Origin of the sequence: Paraburkholderia silvatlantica, from assembly GCF_003096715.1 — a bacterium.
Lineage (GTDB): Bacteria > Pseudomonadota > Gammaproteobacteria > Burkholderiales > Burkholderiaceae > Paraburkholderia > Paraburkholderia silvatlantica.
On the sequence record NZ_QEOL01000021.1, the window covers coordinates 133,054 to 151,312 of the forward strand.

Annotated in this window: 18 protein-coding genes and 1 tRNA gene; all 19 read left to right on the forward strand. The window is 62.7% G+C overall.

All coding sequences use genetic code 11. The features are described 5' to 3' along the window. Positions 1-88: 88 nt before the first annotated feature. The 19 genes from C7411_RS25440 to C7411_RS25530 all read left to right on the forward strand — a co-directional run bounded on the left by C7411_RS25440 (position 89) and on the right by C7411_RS25530 (position 18,259). A complete protein-coding gene (locus tag C7411_RS25440; protein WP_110386825.1) occupies positions 89-1,105 on the forward strand; it encodes an NAD(P)H-quinone oxidoreductase in 1,017 nt (338 codons plus the stop codon). 152 nt (positions 1,106-1,257) lie between these two features. After that, positions 1,258-2,040, forward strand: a complete 783-nt coding sequence (tpiA, locus tag C7411_RS25445; RefSeq protein ID WP_110386787.1) for a triose-phosphate isomerase — start codon at positions 1,258-1,260, stop codon at positions 2,038-2,040. Between the two features lie 101 nt (positions 2,041-2,141). Beyond that, positions 2,142-2,555, forward strand: coding sequence for a preprotein translocase subunit SecG (gene secG / locus C7411_RS25450; RefSeq protein WP_110386788.1), 414 nt, complete (start codon positions 2,142-2,144; stop codon positions 2,553-2,555). A gap of 109 nt (positions 2,556-2,664) precedes the next feature. Further along, positions 2,665-2,749 (forward strand) — tRNA-Leu (locus C7411_RS25455). Positions 2,750-2,913: 164 nt separating this feature from the next. Beyond that, positions 2,914-3,273: an NADH-quinone oxidoreductase subunit A gene (locus C7411_RS25460; RefSeq protein ID WP_091998289.1), complete on the forward strand. Its 360-nt coding sequence runs from the start codon at positions 2,914-2,916 to the stop codon at positions 3,271-3,273. Positions 3,274-3,345: 72 nt separating this feature from the next. Next, positions 3,346-3,825, forward strand: a complete 480-nt coding sequence (locus C7411_RS25465; RefSeq protein ID WP_027819582.1) for a NuoB/complex I 20 kDa subunit family protein — start codon at positions 3,346-3,348, stop codon at positions 3,823-3,825. 22 nt (positions 3,826-3,847) lie between these two features. Next, positions 3,848-4,453 carry an NADH-quinone oxidoreductase subunit C gene (locus C7411_RS25470; RefSeq protein ID WP_042271759.1) on the forward strand — a complete coding sequence of 202 codons (606 nt, stop codon included), beginning with the start codon at positions 3,848-3,850 and terminating at the stop codon, positions 4,451-4,453. Positions 4,454-4,462: 9 nt separating this feature from the next. Next, positions 4,463-5,716: an NADH-quinone oxidoreductase subunit D gene (locus C7411_RS25475; RefSeq protein WP_042271756.1), complete on the forward strand. Its 1,254-nt coding sequence runs from the start codon at positions 4,463-4,465 to the stop codon at positions 5,714-5,716. Between the two features lie 129 nt (positions 5,717-5,845). After that, on the forward strand, positions 5,846-6,331 hold the full coding sequence (nuoE, locus tag C7411_RS25480) for an NADH-quinone oxidoreductase subunit NuoE (protein WP_042271753.1): 486 nt from the start codon (positions 5,846-5,848) through the stop codon (positions 6,329-6,331). Beyond that, a complete protein-coding gene (gene nuoF / locus C7411_RS25485; protein ID WP_110386789.1) occupies positions 6,328-7,656 on the forward strand; it encodes an NADH-quinone oxidoreductase subunit NuoF in 1,329 nt (442 codons plus the stop codon). The genes nuoE and nuoF overlap by 4 nt, the downstream gene beginning before the upstream one ends. A gap of 124 nt (positions 7,657-7,780) precedes the next feature. Then, complete coding sequence (gene nuoG, locus C7411_RS25490; protein WP_110386790.1) at positions 7,781-10,114, forward strand: NADH-quinone oxidoreductase subunit NuoG; 2,334 nt, start codon at positions 7,781-7,783, stop codon at positions 10,112-10,114. Then, positions 10,115-11,179 carry an NADH-quinone oxidoreductase subunit NuoH gene (gene nuoH / locus C7411_RS25495; protein WP_042271744.1) on the forward strand — a complete coding sequence of 355 codons (1,065 nt, stop codon included), beginning with the start codon at positions 10,115-10,117 and terminating at the stop codon, positions 11,177-11,179. A gap of 15 nt (positions 11,180-11,194) precedes the next feature. Then, positions 11,195-11,683 (forward strand): NADH-quinone oxidoreductase subunit NuoI, encoded by a 489-nt coding sequence (gene nuoI, locus C7411_RS25500; protein WP_028210402.1) that lies wholly within the window; start codon positions 11,195-11,197, stop codon positions 11,681-11,683. 175 nt (positions 11,684-11,858) lie between these two features. Next, on the forward strand, positions 11,859-12,545 hold the full coding sequence (locus C7411_RS25505; RefSeq protein ID WP_110386791.1) for an NADH-quinone oxidoreductase subunit J: 687 nt from the start codon (positions 11,859-11,861) through the stop codon (positions 12,543-12,545). Positions 12,546-12,562: 17 nt separating this feature from the next. Next, positions 12,563-12,868 carry an NADH-quinone oxidoreductase subunit NuoK gene (gene nuoK, locus C7411_RS25510; RefSeq protein WP_006052894.1) on the forward strand — a complete coding sequence of 102 codons (306 nt, stop codon included), beginning with the start codon at positions 12,563-12,565 and terminating at the stop codon, positions 12,866-12,868. 14 nt (positions 12,869-12,882) lie between these two features. Beyond that, the gene (nuoL, locus tag C7411_RS25515; RefSeq protein ID WP_110386792.1) at positions 12,883-14,946 is read left to right on the forward strand and encodes an NADH-quinone oxidoreductase subunit L; all 2,064 of its coding nucleotides are present in this window, start codon (positions 12,883-12,885) and stop codon (positions 14,944-14,946) included. A gap of 13 nt (positions 14,947-14,959) precedes the next feature. Continuing rightward, entirely contained in the window at positions 14,960-16,459 is a 1,500-nt protein-coding gene (locus C7411_RS25520; RefSeq protein ID WP_110386793.1) for an NADH-quinone oxidoreductase subunit M, read from the forward strand. Positions 16,460-16,484: 25 nt separating this feature from the next. Further along, positions 16,485-17,957, forward strand: a complete 1,473-nt coding sequence (nuoN, locus tag C7411_RS25525) for an NADH-quinone oxidoreductase subunit NuoN (RefSeq protein WP_110386794.1) — start codon at positions 16,485-16,487, stop codon at positions 17,955-17,957. Continuing rightward, entirely contained in the window at positions 17,957-18,259 is a 303-nt protein-coding gene (locus C7411_RS25530; RefSeq protein ID WP_042271725.1) for a DUF2818 family protein, read from the forward strand. The genes nuoN and C7411_RS25530 overlap by 1 nt, the downstream gene beginning before the upstream one ends.

Consider the following 18,259-nt stretch of genomic DNA (forward strand, 5'->3'; position numbering starts at 1 on the left):
ATGAGGGTGAATGGCAGTGCGCATGCGTCAATCGTGTCGCGTGCGCAGCGCCATCCAGATGGGGCGCGAAGCGCTGAGGAGAGGCGAGATGAAGGCAGTCGAGATTACGGAATTCGGTGCGCCGGACGTGCTCAAGCTGGCCGAACGGCCAACCCCCGAGCCGAAGGCCGGCGAAGTGCTGATCAAGGTGAGCGCCTCGGGCGTGAACCGTCCCGACGTGTTCCAGCGCAAGGGGTCATATGCGCCGCCGCCGGGCATTTCCGACCTGCCGGGGCTCGAGGTGGCGGGCGAGATCGTCGGCGGGTCGATCGACGAGAAGAACAACCCGTTCGGACTGAAGATCGGCGATCGCGTGTGCGCGCTGATTGCGGGCGGCGGTTACGCCGAATATGCAGTCGCGCCGCTCGGGCAATGCCTGCCGGTGCCGAACGGGCTCACGGATGTCGAGGCGGCCTCGCTGCCCGAAACGTTCTTCACGGTCTGGAGCAACGTCTTCCAGCGTGCGTACCTCGGCCAGGGCGAGGGCGGCGAGAACGAGACGCTGCTCGTGCAGGGCGGCTCGAGCGGCATCGGCGTGACGGCGATCCAGATCGCGCATGCCCTTGGCTTTCGCGTGTTCGCAACCGCGGGTTCGGACGACAAGTGCCGCGCGTGCGAGGCGCTTGGCGCCGACCGCGCCATCAACTACCGCACGAGCGATTTCGTGGAGGTCGTGAAGGCGCTCACGAACGACCGCGGCGTGGACGTGATTCTCGACATGGTGGCCGGCGGTTATGTGGCGCGCGAGCTTTCCGCGCTCGCGACCGGTGGCCGCATCGTGCTGATCGCGACGCTCGGCGGCTCCAAGGCCGAACTCAACATGGGCGAGATCCTGCGCCGCCGGCTGACGGTGACCGGTTCGACGCTGCGTGCGCGCTCCGTGGAATTCAAGGCCCAGATCGCTCAGGAACTCAAGGCGAAGGTCTGGCCCCTCATCGAGGAAGGGCGCATTAAACCCGTCGTGTTCCGCGTGTTTCCCGCCGCGCAGGCCGCCGAGGCCCACGCGTTGATGGAAAGCAGCGAGCATGTCGGCAAGATCGTGCTCGACTGGAGCAGCGCGGTCTGACGGCGCATCGGCAAGAGCGACCCGCTCGTGCTTGATTTTTCTGGATTTTTTTCGAGGATATTTTGTGCGTCGCGGGCCGGCCGGTTTGACCCGTCTGGATTTCACGCAGTAAAATTATGTGTTTTGCGTCCGCTTTAACAGCAACCGGAACAATGACGAAACAACGATCGAAGCTCGTAGTCGGTAACTGGAAGATGCATGGTCGCCTCGCGGCCAATGCGACACTGCTGGAAGGCGTTGTGCGCGGCGCGCAGGCGCTGCCCCCGGACGTGCACGTTGGCGTATGCGTGCCGTTCCCGTATCTCGCGCAGGCGCAGGCACTGCTCGGCGGCAGCCGGGTTCAGTGGGGCGCGCAGGACATCTCGGCGCACGAGCAGGGTGCCTATACGGGCGAAGTCGCGGCAGGCATGGTTGCCGACTTCGAAGCCACGTTTGCGATCGTTGGTCACTCGGAGCGCCGCGCTTACCACGGAGAGCGTTCCGAATTCGTCGCCGTGAAGGCGCAGCGCGCGCTTGCGGCGGGCCTCACGCCTATCGTCTGCGTGGGCGAGACGCTCGAAGAACGCGAGTCGGGCGCGACCGAGCGTGTGGTCGGCGCACAGATCGATGCCGTGCTGGCCGTGCTGTCGGTCGAAGAGGCGGCGCGTATCGTCGTCGCTTACGAGCCGGTCTGGGCGATCGGCACGGGCAAGAGCGCAAGCTCGGAGCAGGCGCAGCAGGTGCATGCGTTCCTGCGCGCGCGCCTCGCGGCCAAGGGCGCGCAAGTGGCGGACGTGCCGCTGCTCTATGGCGGCAGTGTGAAGCCGGATAATGCGGCGGAGCTCTTCCGTCAGGCCGACATCGACGGCGGGCTGATCGGCGGTGCGTCGCTGAAAGAGGGTGATTTCCTCGCGATCTGCGTGGCCGCCGCGGCGGGCGCCGGCGTCGCGAACTAAAGGCTTGCGCGCGAAGCGTTCGGATTAAAGCGCGTCGTGCGGGCTGCTTACGCGTGCGCTCCGGGAGGGGCGGACGTTCAACCAGGACTCAGGTGAGTGTAATGCTGTATTTGAAAACGTTGATTATCGTCGTCCAGCTCCTGTCGGCGCTCGGGGTGATCGGCCTCGTCTTGCTGCAGCACGGCAAAGGCGCGGATATGGGCGCCGCATTCGGCAGCGGCGCGTCGGGCAGCCTGTTCGGCGCGAGCGGTTCCGCCAACTTCCTTTCGCGCACTACCGCGGTTCTCGCAACGGTGTTTTTCTGCTCCACCCTTGCGTTAACCTACCTGGGGTCGTATCATGCGAAGCCTTCGGCGGGCGTGCTTGGCGCTTCGGTTCCAGCCCCGGCGCAGGTGAATTCGGCCTCGGCGCCGGCTGCTTCGGCACCGGTTGCATCGGCTCCTGGCGCAACCGCCGCGGCGGCGGCTTCGCCGGCTGCAGCAGCCTCGCAACCGGGCAACGACGTGCCGAAATAAATTTGAGAAACTTGTTTTGTGCGTTGAACAAAGAACGGAAACAAGTTAGAATCTAAGTCTTGAAGCGATTCGCGGGTTGCAATATTTGTTGTCCCGGATTGCATGTAGTGCCGACGTGGTGAAATTGGTAGACACGCTATCTTGAGGGGGTAGTGGCGAAAGCTGTGCGAGTTCGAGTCTCGCCGTCGGCACCAATGTTATCTAAAAAATGCCAGCCGCTTGCTTCAGCTTCGGCTGGCATTTTTGCTTCTTACGTCGTGTTCGTTTTCTGTTCGCAGCGCGAAGTACGTGAAGTGATTCCCGCGGAGCGATGCAAGTTCCAGCGGAACCTCAGAACCAACCGATATAGAGGATAGCCTTGAACCTCGCTGCCTATTTCCCCGTCCTTCTGTTCCTCCTCGTGGGTCTTGGTCTGGGCATAGCGCTAGTGACAATCGGCAAGGTCCTCGGTCCCAACCGGCCAGACAGCGAAAAGAATTCGCCGTACGAGTGCGGCTTCGAAGCGTTCGAAGACGCCCGAATGAAGTTCGACGTACGCTACTACCTGGTCGCCATCCTTTTCATCATCTTCGACCTCGAAACGGCGTTCCTGTTTCCGTGGGGTGTGGCCCTGCGCGACATCGGCTGGCCGGGCTTTCTGTCGATGATGCTGTTTCTGCTCGAATTCCTGCTGGGCTTTGCCTACATCTGGAAGAAGGGTGGTCTCGACTGGGAATAATGGGTTAATCGCCGGATTGCATGGGCGGCACTGCGGGGAATCTGTGGGCTGTCCGTCTGGAGTGGAAAGCACATGAGTATCGAAGGGGTCTTGAAGGAAGGGTTTGTCACCACCACGGCTGACAAGCTGATCAACTGGACGCGCACCGGCTCGTTGTGGCCGATGACGTTCGGCCTGGCGTGTTGCGCGGTCGAGATGATGCACGCGGGCGCGGCCCGTTACGACCTTGACCGTTTCGGCGTGGTGTTCCGTCCGAGCCCGCGTCAGTCGGACGTCATGATCGTCGCCGGCACGCTGTGCAACAAGATGGCGCCTGCGCTGCGCAAGGTCTATGACCAGATGGCCGAGCCGCGCTGGGTCATTTCGATGGGATCGTGCGCCAACGGCGGCGGCTACTACCACTATTCGTATTCGGTCGTGCGCGGTTGTGATCGCATCGTGCCGGTCGACGTCTATGTGCCGGGATGCCCGCCGACAGCGGAAGCCCTGGTCTACGGGGTGATCCAGTTGCAGGCGAAGATTCGCCGCACCAGCACCATCGCCCGTCAATAAAGGCCGCGTGCCTCCCCACAATATGGCAAGCAAACTCGAGACCCTGAAAGCGAACCTCGAAGCGGCCCTTGGCGCGCGCATCGTCAGCCTTACCGAGGCGCTCGGCGAGCTGACGCTGGTCGTCAAGGCGGGCGAGTCCCTCGCGGTGGCCAAGGAGCTGCGCGACAATCCCTCGCTGCGCTTCGAGCAACTGATCGACCTGTGCGGCGTCGACTACCAGACCTTCGGTGACGGCGCCTGGGAAGGCCCGCGCTTCGCCGCGGTGTCGCATCTGCTCTCGCTCGCGAACAACTGGCGCGTGCGTCTGCGCGTGTTCGCGCCGGACGACGAAGTGCCGATCGTGCCCTCGCTCGTCGAGATCTGGAATTCGGCCAACTGGTACGAGCGCGAGGCCTTCGACCTGTACGGCATCGTCTTCGAAGGCCACCCCGACCTGCGCCGCATCCTGACCGACTACGGTTTCATCGGCCACCCGTTCCGCAAGGACTTCCCGGTTTCGGGTTATGTCGAAATGCGTTACGACCCGGAGCAGAAGCGCGTGGTCTACCAGCCCGTCACGATCGAGCCGCGCGAGATCACGCCGCGCGTGATCCGCGAGGATCGCTACGGCGGTCTGAAGAAACACTAAGAGGGTCGCATGTCAGAGATCAAGAACTACACGCTCAACTTCGGCCCGCAGCACCCGGCAGCGCACGGTGTGCTGCGCCTCGTGCTCGAGCTCGACGGCGAAGTGATCCAGCGCGCCGATCCGCACATCGGCCTGCTGCATCGCGCGACGGAAAAGCTCGCCGAAAGCAAGACGTTCATCCAGTCGGTGCCGTACATGGACCGTCTCGACTACGTGTCGATGATGGTCAACGAGCACGGCTATGTGCTCGCCATCGAAAAGCTGCTCGGCATCGACGTGCCGGTTCGCGCGAAGTACATCCGCGTGCTGTTCGACGAGATCACGCGCGTGCTTAACCACCTCATGTGGATCGGCTCGCATGCGCTCGACGTCGGCGCGATGGCGGTGTTCCTCTACGCGTTCCGCGAGCGCGAAGACCTGATGGACGTCTACGAGGCGGTCTCGGGTGCGCGCATGCACGCGGCTTACTATCGTCCGGGCGGCGTGTACCGCGATCTGCCTGACGCAATGCCGCAATACAAGGCGTCGAAGATTCACAACGAGAAGGCGCTCGCGCGCATGAACGAGGCGCGCCAGGGCTCGGTGCTGGACTTCATCGACGACTTCTTTACGCGCTTCCCCGGTTGCGTCGACGAGTACGAAACGCTCCTCACCGACAACCGCATCTGGAAGCAGCGTCTCGTCGGCATCGGCGTGGTGAGCCCCGAGCGCGCCATGCAGCTCGGCCTGACGGGCGCGATGCTGCGCGGTTCGGGCATCGAGTGGGACCTGCGCAAGAAGCAACCCTACGAAGTCTACGACCAGATGGACTTCGACATTCCGGTGGGCGTGAACGGCGACTGCTACGACCGCTATCTCGTGCGCGTCGAAGAAATGCGCCAGTCCACCCGCATCGCGAAACAGTGCATTGAGTGGCTGCGCAAGAATCCCGGCCCCGTGATGATCGACAATCACAAGGTTGCGCCGCCCTCGCGCGTGAACATGAAGTCGAACATGGAAGAGCTGATTCACCACTTCAAGCTCTTCACGGAAGGCTTCCACGTGCCCGAAGGCGAGGCTTACGCTGCCGTCGAACATCCGAAGGGGGAATTCGGCATCTACCTGGTGTCAGATGGCGCGAACAAGCCTTATCGTCTGAAGATCCGTGCGCCGGGTTATGCCCACCTGTCCGCGCTCGATGAAATGGCGCGCGGCCACATGATTGCCGACGCGGTCACGATCATCGGCACGCAGGACATCGTGTTCGGTGAAATCGACCGCTAAGGCGGCGCGCAGTAAGGTGCGCCCGGTCCCGGGCGCACGCAGCATGGAACGCCACGTCTGTCGCAGCGAATGTATGAGAACGCGCGGCAGGTTTTCGTTCGGTAGGAATTGAAAGAGTCGTGTCTGAAAATGATCTCAGCTGAAGGCCTGAAAGAAATCGATCGCGCGCTGACGAAGTACCCCGCCGATCAGCGACAGTCCGCCGTGATGGCGGCTTTGGCCGTTGCCCAGGAAGAGCATGGCTGGCTGTCTCCCGAAATCATGCAGTTCGTGGCCGACTACATCGGCATGCCGCCTGTCGCGGTGCAGGAAGTCGCCACGTTCTACACGATGTTCGAGACGAAGCCGGTCGGCAAGCACAAGATCACGCTCTGCACGAATCTGCCGTGCCAGCTCGGCCCGGATGGCGGCTCGGAAAGCGCCGCCGAATACCTGAAGCAGAAGCTCGGAATCGACTTCGGCGAAACCACGCCCGACGGCAAGTTCACCTTGAAAGAAGGTGAGTGCATGGGCGCGTGCGGCGATGCGCCGGTGATGCTCGTGAACAATCACCGTATGTGCAGCTTCATGAGCCGCGAGAAGATCGACCAGCTGCTCGAGGAGCTTTCGAAATGACTTCGTTGCACGACCGTCACATCAAACCGCTGATTCTCGCGGGCCTCAACGGCGAGAACTGGCATATCGAGGACTACGTCGCGCGCGGCGGCTACAAGCAGCTGCGCCGTATTCTCGAAGAAAAGATTCCGCCCGAGCAGGTGATCGCCGACGTGAAGGCGGGCGGTCTGCGCGGCCGCGGCGGCGCGGGCTTTCCGACCGGCCTGAAGTGGAGCTTCATGCCGCGTCAGTTCCCGGGGCAGAAGTATCTCGTCTGCAACTCGGACGAGGGCGAGCCGGGCACGTTCAAGGACCGCGACATCCTGCGCTGGAATCCGCATAGCGTGATCGAAGGCATGGCCATTGGCGCTTACGCGATGGGCATCACCGTGGGCTACAACTACATCCACGGCGAGATTTTCGAGGTGTATCGCCGCTTCGAGGCCGCGCTGGAAGAAGCGCGCCAGGCGGGCTATCTCGGCGACAACATTCTCGGCACGGACTTCTCGTTCCAGTTGCACGCGCACCATGGCTATGGCGCGTACATCTGCGGCGAGGAAACCGCGCTGCTCGAGTCGCTCGAAGGCAAGAAGGGCCAGCCGCGCTTCAAGCCGCCTTTCCCGGCGAGCTTCGGGGTGTACGGCAAGCCTACGACGATCAACAACACCGAGACCTTCGCCGCGGTGCCGTTCCTGCTGAGCGTCGGTCCGCAGACGTACATGGAACTCGGCAAGCCGAACAACGGCGGCACGAAGATCTTCTCGGTGTCGGGCGACGTCGAGCGTCCGGGCAACTACGAGATTCCGCTCGGCACGCCGTTCGCCAGGCTCATGGAGCTGGCCGGCGGCGTGCGCGGCGGCAAGAAGCTGAAGGCCGTGATTCCGGGCGGTTCGTCGGCGCCGGTCATTCCGGGCGACCTGATGATGCAGACGGACATGGACTATGACTCCATCGCCAAGCAGGGTTCGATGCTCGGCTCCGGCGCCGTCATCGTCATGGACGAAACGCGCTGCATGGTGCGCTCGCTGCTGCGTCTGTCGTACTTCTATTACGAAGAGTCGTGCGGCCAGTGCACGCCGTGCCGCGAAGGCACGGGCTGGCTGTATCGCGTCGTGAACCGCATCGAGCACGGCGAGGGCCGCCAGGAAGACCTGGACCTGCTGAACTCGGTGGCGGGCAACATCATGGGCCGCACGATCTGCGCGCTCGGCGACGCGGCGGCCATGCCGGTGCGCGGCATGCTCAAGCATTACTGGGACGAATTCGAATATCACGTTCACAACAAGCGTTGTCTTGTCGGCGGCCATGCCGGCTCGCACGCGGCCTCGGAAACGGTGGCCGCCTGACAGGCGAAGAGACGGCATGTTGTGCCGGGTTGCGCACACCGCCGCGTAGCACGACGCAAGGGCGCAGTGACGGGGAATGCCGCTGTGAAATTGAGCGGTAACAGGTTAGGGACGATTAACCATCATGGTTGAACTTGAAATAGACGGCAAGAAGGTGCAGGTGCCCGAGGGCAGCATGGTGATCCAGGCTGCTCAGCGCGTGGACACGTACATCCCGCACTTCTGCTATCACAAGAAGCTCTCCATCGCGGCCAACTGCCGGATGTGTCTCGTCGATGTCGAGAAGATGCCGAAGGCCGTGCCCGCGTGCGCGACGCCGGTGTCGCAAGGCATGGTCGTGCGCACCATGTCGGACAAGGCCGTGCAGGGTCAGCAAGCCGTGATGGAATTCCTGCTGATCAACCACCCGCTCGACTGCCCGATTTGCGATCAGGGCGGCGAATGCCAGCTTCAGGATCTGGCCGTGGGCTACGGCAAGTCCGCCTCGCGCTACAGCGAAGAAAAGCGCGTGGTGTTCCACAAGAATGTCGGCCCGCTCATCTCGATGGAAGAGATGTCGCGTTGCATCCACTGCACGCGCTGCGTGCGCTTCGGCGACGAGATCGCCGGCGTGATGGAGCTCGGCATGCTCGGCCGCGGCGAGCACTCGGAAATCACCTCGTTCGTCGGCAAGACGGTCGACTCGGAACTCTCGGGCAACATGATCGACCTGTGCCCGGTCGGCGCGCTCACGAGCAAGCCGTTCCGCTTCTCGGCGCGGACGTGGGAACTGTCGCGCCGCAAGTCGGTGAGCCCGCACGACGCAACGGGTGCGAACCTCGTCGTGCAGGTGAAGAACAACCGCGTGATGCGCGTGCTGCCGTTCGAGAACGAATCCATCAACGAGTGCTGGATCTCGGACAAGGACCGCTTCTCCTACGAAGGCCTGAACGGCGAAGACCGTCTCACGCGCCCGATGATCAAGCAAGGCGGCGAGTGGATCGAGACCGACTGGCAGACCGCGCTCGAATACGTCGTGAAGGGCATCAAGGGCATTTGCGACGAGCACGGCGAGAACCAGCTCGCGTTGCTCGCGAGCCCGCACAGCACGCTCGAAGAACTCTATCTCGCGAAGCAGTTCGCGGATGCGATCGGCACGCCGAACGTCGATTTCCGTCTGCGCCAGAGCGACTTCTCGGCGCCGCTCGAAGGTGCGCCGTGGCTCGGCACGAAGATCGCCGAACTTTCGTACGCCGACTCGGCGTTCGTGATCGGTTCGTTCCTGCGCCGCGACCACGCGTTGTTCGCCGCGCGTCTGCGCCAGGCTGCGAAGGGTGGTGCGCAGGTCAGCTTCCTGCAGGCCACCGCAGACGGCTCGCTGATCCCGAACGCACAGCGCATCGTCGCCGCGCCCTCGGCATGGCTCGACGAACTCGCTTCGATCGCAGCGGCGGTTGCCGAAGCGAAGGGCGTTGCCGTGCCGGAAGGCTTCGCGGGCGCACAGGCTACCGAAGCCGCAAAGCAGGTTGCCGCATCGCTTGCGAATGGCGAGCGCCGTTATGTGCTGCTCGGCAACGCCGCGGTCCAGCATCCGGAATTCTCGCGCCTGCACGCGGCCGCGCAGTTCATCGCCGAAACGACGGGCGCGACGCTGGGCTTCCTCACGGAAGCGGCCAACACGGTCGGCGCGCACATCGCCGGCGCGCTGCCGGGCCGCGACGGCCTGAACGCACGCGAAGCGTTCGAGCAGCCGCGCAAGGGCTATCTGCTCATGAACATCGAGCCGGAATTCGATACGGCTAACCCGGCTGCCGCTCGCGCCGCGCTCGCGCAGGCCGAAATGGTCGCCGTGTTCTCGCCGTACAAGACAGGGCTCGACTACGCGGACGTGCTGCTGCCCATCGCACCGTACACGGAAACCTCGGGTACCTTCATCAACGCCGAAGGCACGGCTCAGACCTTCAACGGCGTCGTGCGCCCGCTCGGCGACACGCGCCCGGCATGGAAGGTTCTGCGCGTGCTCGGCACGCTGCTGGGCGCCAAGGGCTTCGAATACGACACGGCAGAAGAAGTGCGCCGCAAGGCGCTCGGCGACGGCAGCTTCGAAGGCCGCCTGTCGAACAAGGCCGGCGCAGCGGTTGCGCGCGGCAACCTCGTGAAGGCCGCGGAAGGCCGCTTCGAGCGCATAGCCGACGTGCCGATCTACCACGCCGATCCCATCGTGCGCCGGGGCGAAGCGCTGCAGCTCACCACGGCTGCCCGCGTGGCGAACGCGATCGGCTTGCCGGCGGCATACTTCGACCAGCTCGGCCTGAAGGAAGGCGACGCCGTGCGCGTGCGCCAGGGCGATCTGTCGGTGACGGCGCCCGCAACGCGCGATGCGAATCTTGCGCCGACGGTGGTGCGCGTGTCGGCGGCGACGCCGGCCGGCGCGCAACTCGGCAGCCTGTTCGGTGAACTGCTGGTGGAGAAGGCGTAAATGAGCTTGTTCGATACGATCAATGCAGGCGGCAGCCAGCTGCTCGGCGTGGCATGGCCCACCGTCTGGGCGCTGGTGCGCATTCTCGTCGTCGCGGTGGTGATCCTGCTGTGCGTGGCGTACCTGATCCTCTGGGAGCGCAAGCTGATCGGGTGGATGCACGTGCGTCTCGGCCCGAACCGCGTGGGCCCGGCAGGTTTGTTGCAGCCGATCGCCGACGTGCTGAAGCTGCTGCTAAAGGAAGTGATTCAGCCCGCGCAGGCGAGCCGCTGGATCTACATGGTCGCGCCGATCATGGTGGTGGTGCCGGCCTTCGCGGTCTGGGCGGTGATTCCGTTCCAGGCGGGCGCGGTGCTCGGCGACATCAACGCGGGCCTGCTCTACGCGATGGCGATCTCGTCGATCGGTGTCTACGGCGTGATTCTCGCGGGCTGGGCGTCGAACTCGAAGTACGCGTTCCTCGGCGCCATGCGCGCCGCGGCGCAGATGGTCTCGTACGAAATTTCGATGGGCTTCGCGCTCGTCGTCGTGCTGATGGTGTCGGGCAGCCTGAACCTTTCGGTGATCGTCGAAGGCCAGATGCGCGGCATGTTCGCGAACTGGGGCATCACGTTCCTCTCGTGGAACTGGCTGCCGCTGTTGCCGATGTTCGTCGTCTACTTCATCTCGGGTATTGCCGAAACGAACCGCCATCCGTTCGACGTGGTGGAAGGGGAGTCGGAAATCGTCGCGGGTCACATGATCGATTACTCGGGGATGGCGTTCGCGCTGTTCTTCCTCGCCGAGTACATCAACATGATCGTGATCTCGGCGCTCGCCTCGGTGTTGTTCCTCGGCGGCTGGAGCGCCCCGTTCGCGTTCCTTGACTTCATCCCGGGCGTGTTCTGGCTGGTGCTGAAGGTCTTCTGCCTGCTGTCGGTCTTCATCTGGGCCCGCGCGACGTTCCCGCGCTATCGCTATGACCAGATCATGCGTCTCGGCTGGAAGGTGTTCATTCCGGTGTGCATCGTGTGGCTGATCGTGGTCGGCTTCTGGTACATGTCGCCGTTGAGCATCTGGAAATAAGGGGCGAACACAACCATGAACGCTATCCAAAACTTCTTCAAAACGTTTTTCCTGACCGAGCTGCTCAAGGGGCTCGCGCTGACGGGGCGTTACACCTTCAAGCGCAAGTTCACGGTGCAGTTCCCGGAAGAAAAGACGCCTATGTCCCCGCGTTTTCGGGGTTTGCACGCGCTGCGCCGCTATGAAAATGGCGAAGAGCGCTGCATCGCGTGCAAGCTGTGCGAGGCGGTGTGCCCCGCGCTCGCGATCACGATCGAATCGGAAGTGCGCGAGGACAACACGCGCCGCACGACGCGTTACGACATCGACCTGACCAAGTGCATCTTCTGCGGTTTCTGCGAAGAGAGCTGCCCGGTCGACTCGATCGTCGAAACGCACATTCTCGAGTATCACGGCGAGAAGCGCGGCGACCTGTATTTCACGAAGGATATGCTGCTGGCCGTTGGCGATCGCTATGAAGCGCAGATCGCGGCGAACAAGGCAGCGGATGCACCGTACCGTTGATCTTTCAGTTTGACGCTGCATCGGCCCGCGGTCCGGGCCGGCTGTGGGGAGCGCGTGTGCCGAACGCACGCGCCATACCGCAGCCTGACCGCCGCGGCGCGACGCTCCCTGGTCTGGCCGCCAGACTGCGCCGCGCAATCCGCCTCACGAAGGCCTCAACGATGAACCAGTAATCATGGAATTCACGACCGTCCTGTTCTACATCTTCGCGCTGCTGCTCACGCTGTCAGGGCTGAAGGTGATCACTTCGCGCAATCCTGTCGCGTCTGCGCTCTTCCTCGTGCTCGCGTTCTTCAACGCGGCCGCGATCTGGATGCTGCTCGAGGCCGAATTCCTCGCGATCCTGCTGGTGCTCGTCTACGTGGGCGCGGTGATGGTGCTGTTCCTGTTCGTGGTGATGATGCTGGACATCAACATCGACGTGCTGAGCCGCGACTTCAAGCGCTTCATCCCGGTGGCGACCATCGTGGGCGCGATCATCGTGGTCGAAACCGCGCTGATCCTGTGGCACGGCTACGGCGCGACGAGCACGCCGGTGCCCGACACCACGCCGGCTGCCGCCGCGGCGATCTCGAACGCACACCTGATCGGCAAGATCATCTACACCGACTACATCTTCGCCTTCGAAGTCGCCGGCCTCGTGCTGCTGGTGGCGATCGTCGCGGCCATCGCGCTCACGGTGCGCGAGCCGAAGGATTCGAAACGCCAGGACGTGTCGAAGCAGGTCAACGTGCGTCGCCAGGACCGCGTGCGCCTCGTGAAGATGCAGGCCGTCGTGGAGGTGCCGGAGCCGGCGGAACCGGCGCAGGCCGAAGCCGGGGCGGCGGGTGCAGCGCCGGCCACACCGGCAACGAAGAGCTAAGCGCGAAGGAGCGAACCATGCTGACACTGGCCCATTACCTCGTCCTCGGCGCGATCCTGTTTGCGATCTCGATCGTCGGAATCTTTTTGAATCGGCGCAACGTCATCATCATCCTGATGGCGATTGAGCTGATGCTGTTAGCGGTGAACACGAACTTTGTCGCGTTCTCGCATTACCTCGGTGACGTTCACGGACAGATTTTCGTGTTCTTCGTGCTTACAGTTGCGGCGGCGGAAGCTGCAATTGGTCTGGCTATTCTTGTGACCCTGTTCCGCAGCCTCGACACGATCAATGTCGAGGATCTCGATCAGCTCAAAGGCTAAGGCAGGCTGACTTTATGGCAACGACTCTCAACGAAACTCTGCTGCTGGCGATTCCGCTGGCTCCTCTCGCCGGTTCTCTCATTGCCGGTCTCTTTGGCAAAACGGTCGGGCGCGCGGGCGCGCATACGGTGACCATTCTCGGCGTCGCGATTGCGTTCGTGCTTTCGTGCATCACGCTCTTCGACGTGATGAGCGGCGCGAGCTTCAACGCGACTGTCTACGAATGGATGTCGGTCGGCAGCCTGAAGTTCGAAGTCGGCTTCCTCATCGACTCGTTGACTGCGCTCATGATGGTCGTCGTGACCTTCGTGTCCCTGATGGTGCACATCTACACGATCGGCTACATGGCGGAAGAAGAGGGCTACCAGCGCTTCTTCTCGTACATCGCGCTCTTCACGTTCTCGATGCTGATGCTCGTGATGAGCAACAACTTCCTGCAGCTGTTCTTCGGCTGGGAAGCGGTGGGTCTCGTCTCGTACCTGCTGATCGGCTTCTATTTCAAGCGTGAAAGCGCCATCTACGCGAACATGAAGGCGTTCCTCGTGAACCGCGTGGGCGACTTCGGCTTCCTGCTCGGTATTGGCCTGTTGCTCGCGTTCGGGGGCTCGCTGAACTACAACGACATCTTCGCGAAGGGTCATGAAATCGCCGCGCTGACGTTCCCGGGCACCTCGTGGAACCTGCTCACCGTTGCGTGTATTTGCCTCTTCATCGGCGCGATGGGCAAGTCGGCGCAGTTCCCGCTGCACGTGTGGCTGCCCGACTCGATGGAAGGCCCGACGCCGATCTCCGCGCTGATTCACGCGGCAACCATGGTGACGGCCGGTATCTTCATGGTCGCGCGCATGTCGCCGCTGTTCGAACTTTCGGAAGCTGCGCTTTCGTTCATCGTCGTGATCGGCGCCATTACCGCGCTGTTCATGGGCTTCCTCGGCGTGGTCCAGAACGACATCAAGCGCGTGGTGGCTTACTCCACGCTCTCACAGCTCGGCTACATGACCGTGGCGCTCGGCGTCTCGGCTTACCCGGTCGCGATCTTCCACCTGATGACGCATGCGTTCTTCAAGGCGCTGCTGTTCCTCGGCGCGGGTTCGGTCATCATCGGCATGCACCACGATCAGGACATGCGCAACATGGGCGGCCTGCGCAAGTACATGCCCATCACGTGGATCACCTCGCTCATCGGTTCGCTCGCGCTGATCGGCACGCCGTTTTTCTCGGGCTTCTACTCGAAGGATTCGATCATCGACGCCGTGAAGCTCTCGCATCTGCCGGGTTCGGGCTTCGCGTACTTCGCGGTGGTTGCCAGCGTGTTCGTCACCGCGCTGTACTCGTTCCGCATGTACTTCCTCGTGTTCCACGGCGAAGAGCGCTTCCGCGGTCCGAAGCACCCCGAGTCGCCGATGGCGATCGAAGCCGCCAATGCTGCTCATGGCGGCCACGGCGATCATGGCCACGGTCACGGCGAACACCACGTGCACGTGCCGCACGAGTCGCCGTGGGTCATCTGGGTGCCGCTCGTTCTGCTCGCCATTCCCTCGGTGATCGCCGGTGCGTTCGCGATCCAGCCGCTGCTCTTCGGTGACTTCTTCTCGCATGGCGTGGCGTTCCAGAACGTCATCTTCGTTGGCGAGAACCACGAAGCGCTCGTGGAGATGGGCAAGGAATTCCAGGGCTGGGCCGCGATGGGCGCGCATGCGTTCTCGGGTCTGCCGGTGTGGCTCGCACTCGCGGGTGTGGTGGTGGCGTGGTTCTTCTACATGAAGCGCCCGGAACTGCCGGCCGTCGTGTCGCGCACTTTCTCGCCGGTCTACAAGCTGCTGGCAAACGCGTATTACCTCGACAAGATCAACGAAATCGTCTTCGCTCGCGGAGCAGTCGCGATCGGTCGCGGTCTGTGGAAGGAGGGCGATGTCGTCGTGATCGACGGCGTCGTAAACGGGAGCGCCAAGTTTATCGGCTGGTTTGCAACTGTCATTCGTTTCCTGCAATCCGGCTATATCTACCACTACGCATTTGCCATGATCATTGGCATGCTTGGCCTCCTTACCCTGTTTGTAACGCTCAGCGGCAAATAAGGCGAGGAAACGCATGCACGCAACTCCGATTCTCAGTATTGCGATATGGATGCCGATCGTATTCGGCATCGTCGTTCTTGTAGTGGGTTCCCGTCGGAACCCGAGTGCGGACCGCTGGCTCGCACTCATCGGTTCGGTGCTTAGTTTCCTCGTCACCCTTCCGCTCGTTGCGGGCTTCGATACGAGCACGGCTTCCCTGCAGTTCGAGGAGAAGTCGGTCTGGATCGAGCGGTTCAATATTGCGTATCACCTGGGCGTCGACGGCATTGCGATGTGGTTCGTCGTGCTGACGGCGCTCATCACCGTGATCGTCGTGATCGCGGGCTGGCAGGTCATCACGAAGAACGTCGCGCAGTATTACGCGTCGTTCCTCATCCTGTCGGGCATCATGATCGGCGTTTTCTGCGCCGCCGACGGTCTGCTGTTCTACGTGTTCTTCGAAGCCACGCTCATTCCGATGTACATCATCATCGGCGTGTGGGGCGGTCCGAACCGCGTGTACGCGGCGTTCAAGTTCTTTCTCTATACGCTGGCCGGCTCGCTGCTCATGCTGGTCGCGTTGCTGTATCTGTACCGCATTACCGGGACCTTCGACCTCGCCTCCTGGCAGGCCGCAAAGATCGCCATGACGCCGCAGATCCTGCTGTTCATCGCGTTCTTCTTCGCGTTCGCCGTCAAGGTGCCGATGTGGCCGGTCCACACGTGGTTGCCGGACGCGCACGTCGAAGCGCCCACGGGCGGCTCGGTCGTGCTGGCCGCGATCATGCTCAAGCTCGGCGCGTACGGTTTCCTGCGCTTCTCGCTGCCGGTCACGCCGGACGCGAGTCACTACCTGGCGCCGGTCATCATCACGCTGTCCCTGATCGCCGTGATCTACATCGGCCTCGTGGCGATGGTGCAGGCGGACATGAAGAAGCTGGTCGCGTACTCGTCGATCGCCCACATGGGCTTCGTCACGCTCGGCTTCTTTATGTTCGGCCCGTCGAGCCAGCTCGCGATGGAAGGCGGGATCATCCAGATGATCTCGCACGGCTTCGTCTCGGGCGCCATGTTCCTGTGCATCGGCGTGCTGTATGACCGCATGCACACACGCGATATCGCGGACTACGGCGGTGTGGTCAACACCATGCCGAAGTTCGCGGCCCTGGTCATGCTGTTCGCGATGGCCAACTGCGGTCTGCCGGGCACCTCTGGATTCGTCGGCGAATTCATGGTGATTCTGGCCGCCGTGAAGTACAACTTCTGGATCGCATTCGGGGCGGCGTTCACGCTGATCCTGGGCGCGGCCTATACGTTGTGGATGTACAAGCGGGTGTACTTCGGCGCCGTCGCGAACGACCACGTTCGCGAGCTGAAGGACATCAACTGTCGCGAATATTTCATTCTTGGGGTGCTCGCGCTGTTTACGCTTTTCATGGGCGTCTACCCGAAGCCCTTTACCGATGTGATGCACGTTTCCGTGGAAAACCTCCTCTCCCACGTCGCAGTGTCGAAACTGCCGCTGTCACAGTAATACCCGAGCGGAGGAACAAAAGATCATGCCAAACGCCCCTATGTACGCTCTGCTGCCCGACGGCCTGGTGATGACCGGCCTCGTCGTCGCGTGGCTCAACGACACGTTCACCGGTCCTGAAGGCCGGCGCACGACCTACTTCATTGCGCTGCTGACCGCGGTCATAGCCGGTATCTGGTTCGCGGTGGACGCGTTCGATCCGCACGTGTACTACTACTTCACGCGCATGTACGTGGTCGATCCGTTCGCGAGCGCCATGAAGGCAGTGGTCACGCTCGGCTACGCCGTGTCGATCGTGTACTCGCGCAAGTATCTCGAAGACCGCGACATGTTCCGGGGCGAGTTCTTCCTGCTTGGCCTGTTTTCGCTGCTCGGCCAGATCACGATGATCTCGGGCAACAACTTCCTCACGCTGTACCTCGGCCTCGAGCTGATGTCGCTCTCGCTCTACGCGGTGATCGCGCTGCGTCGTAACGCGACGCAGTCGAACGAAGCGGCCATGAAGTACTACGTGCTGGGTGCGCTCGCTTCGGGCTTCCTGCTCTATGGTATTTCGATGCTGTACGGCGCGACCGGCTCGCTCGAGCTGAACGAAGTGTTCAAGGCGGTGGCTTCGGGCCACATCAACGATATCGTCCTGCTGTTCGGCGTGGTGTTCATCGTCGCCGGCGTGGCGTTCAAGATGGGCGCGGTGCCGTTCCACATGTGGGTGCCCGACGTCTATCAAGGCGCGCCAACGGCCATGACGCTGCTTACCGGCGGCGGCCCGAAGGTCGCGGCGTTCGCGTGGGCGGTGCGCTTCCTCGTCATGGGCCTGCTGCCGCTGGCAGTGGACTGGCAGGAGATGCTGATCATTCTCGCGGCACTCTCGATGATCGTCGGCAACATCACCGGTATCGTCCAGCGCAACATCAAGCGCATGCTCGCGTACTCGGCCATTTCGAACATGGGCTTCGTACTGCTCGGCCTGCTCGCCGGCATCGTCGACAACAAGGCGACGGGCGCGGCCAGCGCATACAGCTCGGCCATGTTCTACAGCATCGTCTATCTGATCACGACGCTCGGTGCGTTCGGCATCGTCATGCTGCTGTCCCGCCGCGATTTCGAAGCGGAAACGATCGACGACTTCAAGGGCCTGAACCAGCGCAATCCAGTGTTCGCGTTCGTCATGATGCTCATGATGTTCTCGCTCGCGGGCATTCCGCCGACCGTCGGCTTCTACGCGAAGCTCGCCGTGCTCGAAGCGACCATGAACGCAGGCCTCACGTGGCTTGCCGTGCTCGCCGTGATCACGTCGCTGTTCGGCGCGTTCTACTACCTGCGTATCGTCAAGCTGATGTACTTCGACGCACCGCAGGACGACGCACCGATCGAGAGCCACGCATGCAACCGCGCGCTGCTCACGCTCAACGGCGTGGCGGTGCTCGTGCTGGGCATCATTCCTGGCCCGCTGATGTCGATCTGCCTGCAGGCTGTCACGCATACGCTGCCGCTCTAATGTCGGCAGCGGGCTGGTTCATCGTGCTGTTGGCGCTTGCGGGCGCCAACCTGCCGTTCCTCAACCAGCGATTGTTCGGCGTCGTGCCGCTTCGCGCACCGAAGAAGAGCGCGTGGATTCGCATCGCTGAAATGATCGTGCTGTATTTTGTGGTCGGTGCGTTCGGCTTCCTGCTGGAGGCGCGCGCCGGCAACCGCTTTGACCAGGGCTGGCAGTTCTACGCGATCACCTTCAGCCTTTTTGTCGTGTTCGCGTTCCCCGGCTTCACCTGGCAATATCTCGTCAAACGCCGCCCGGCGTGA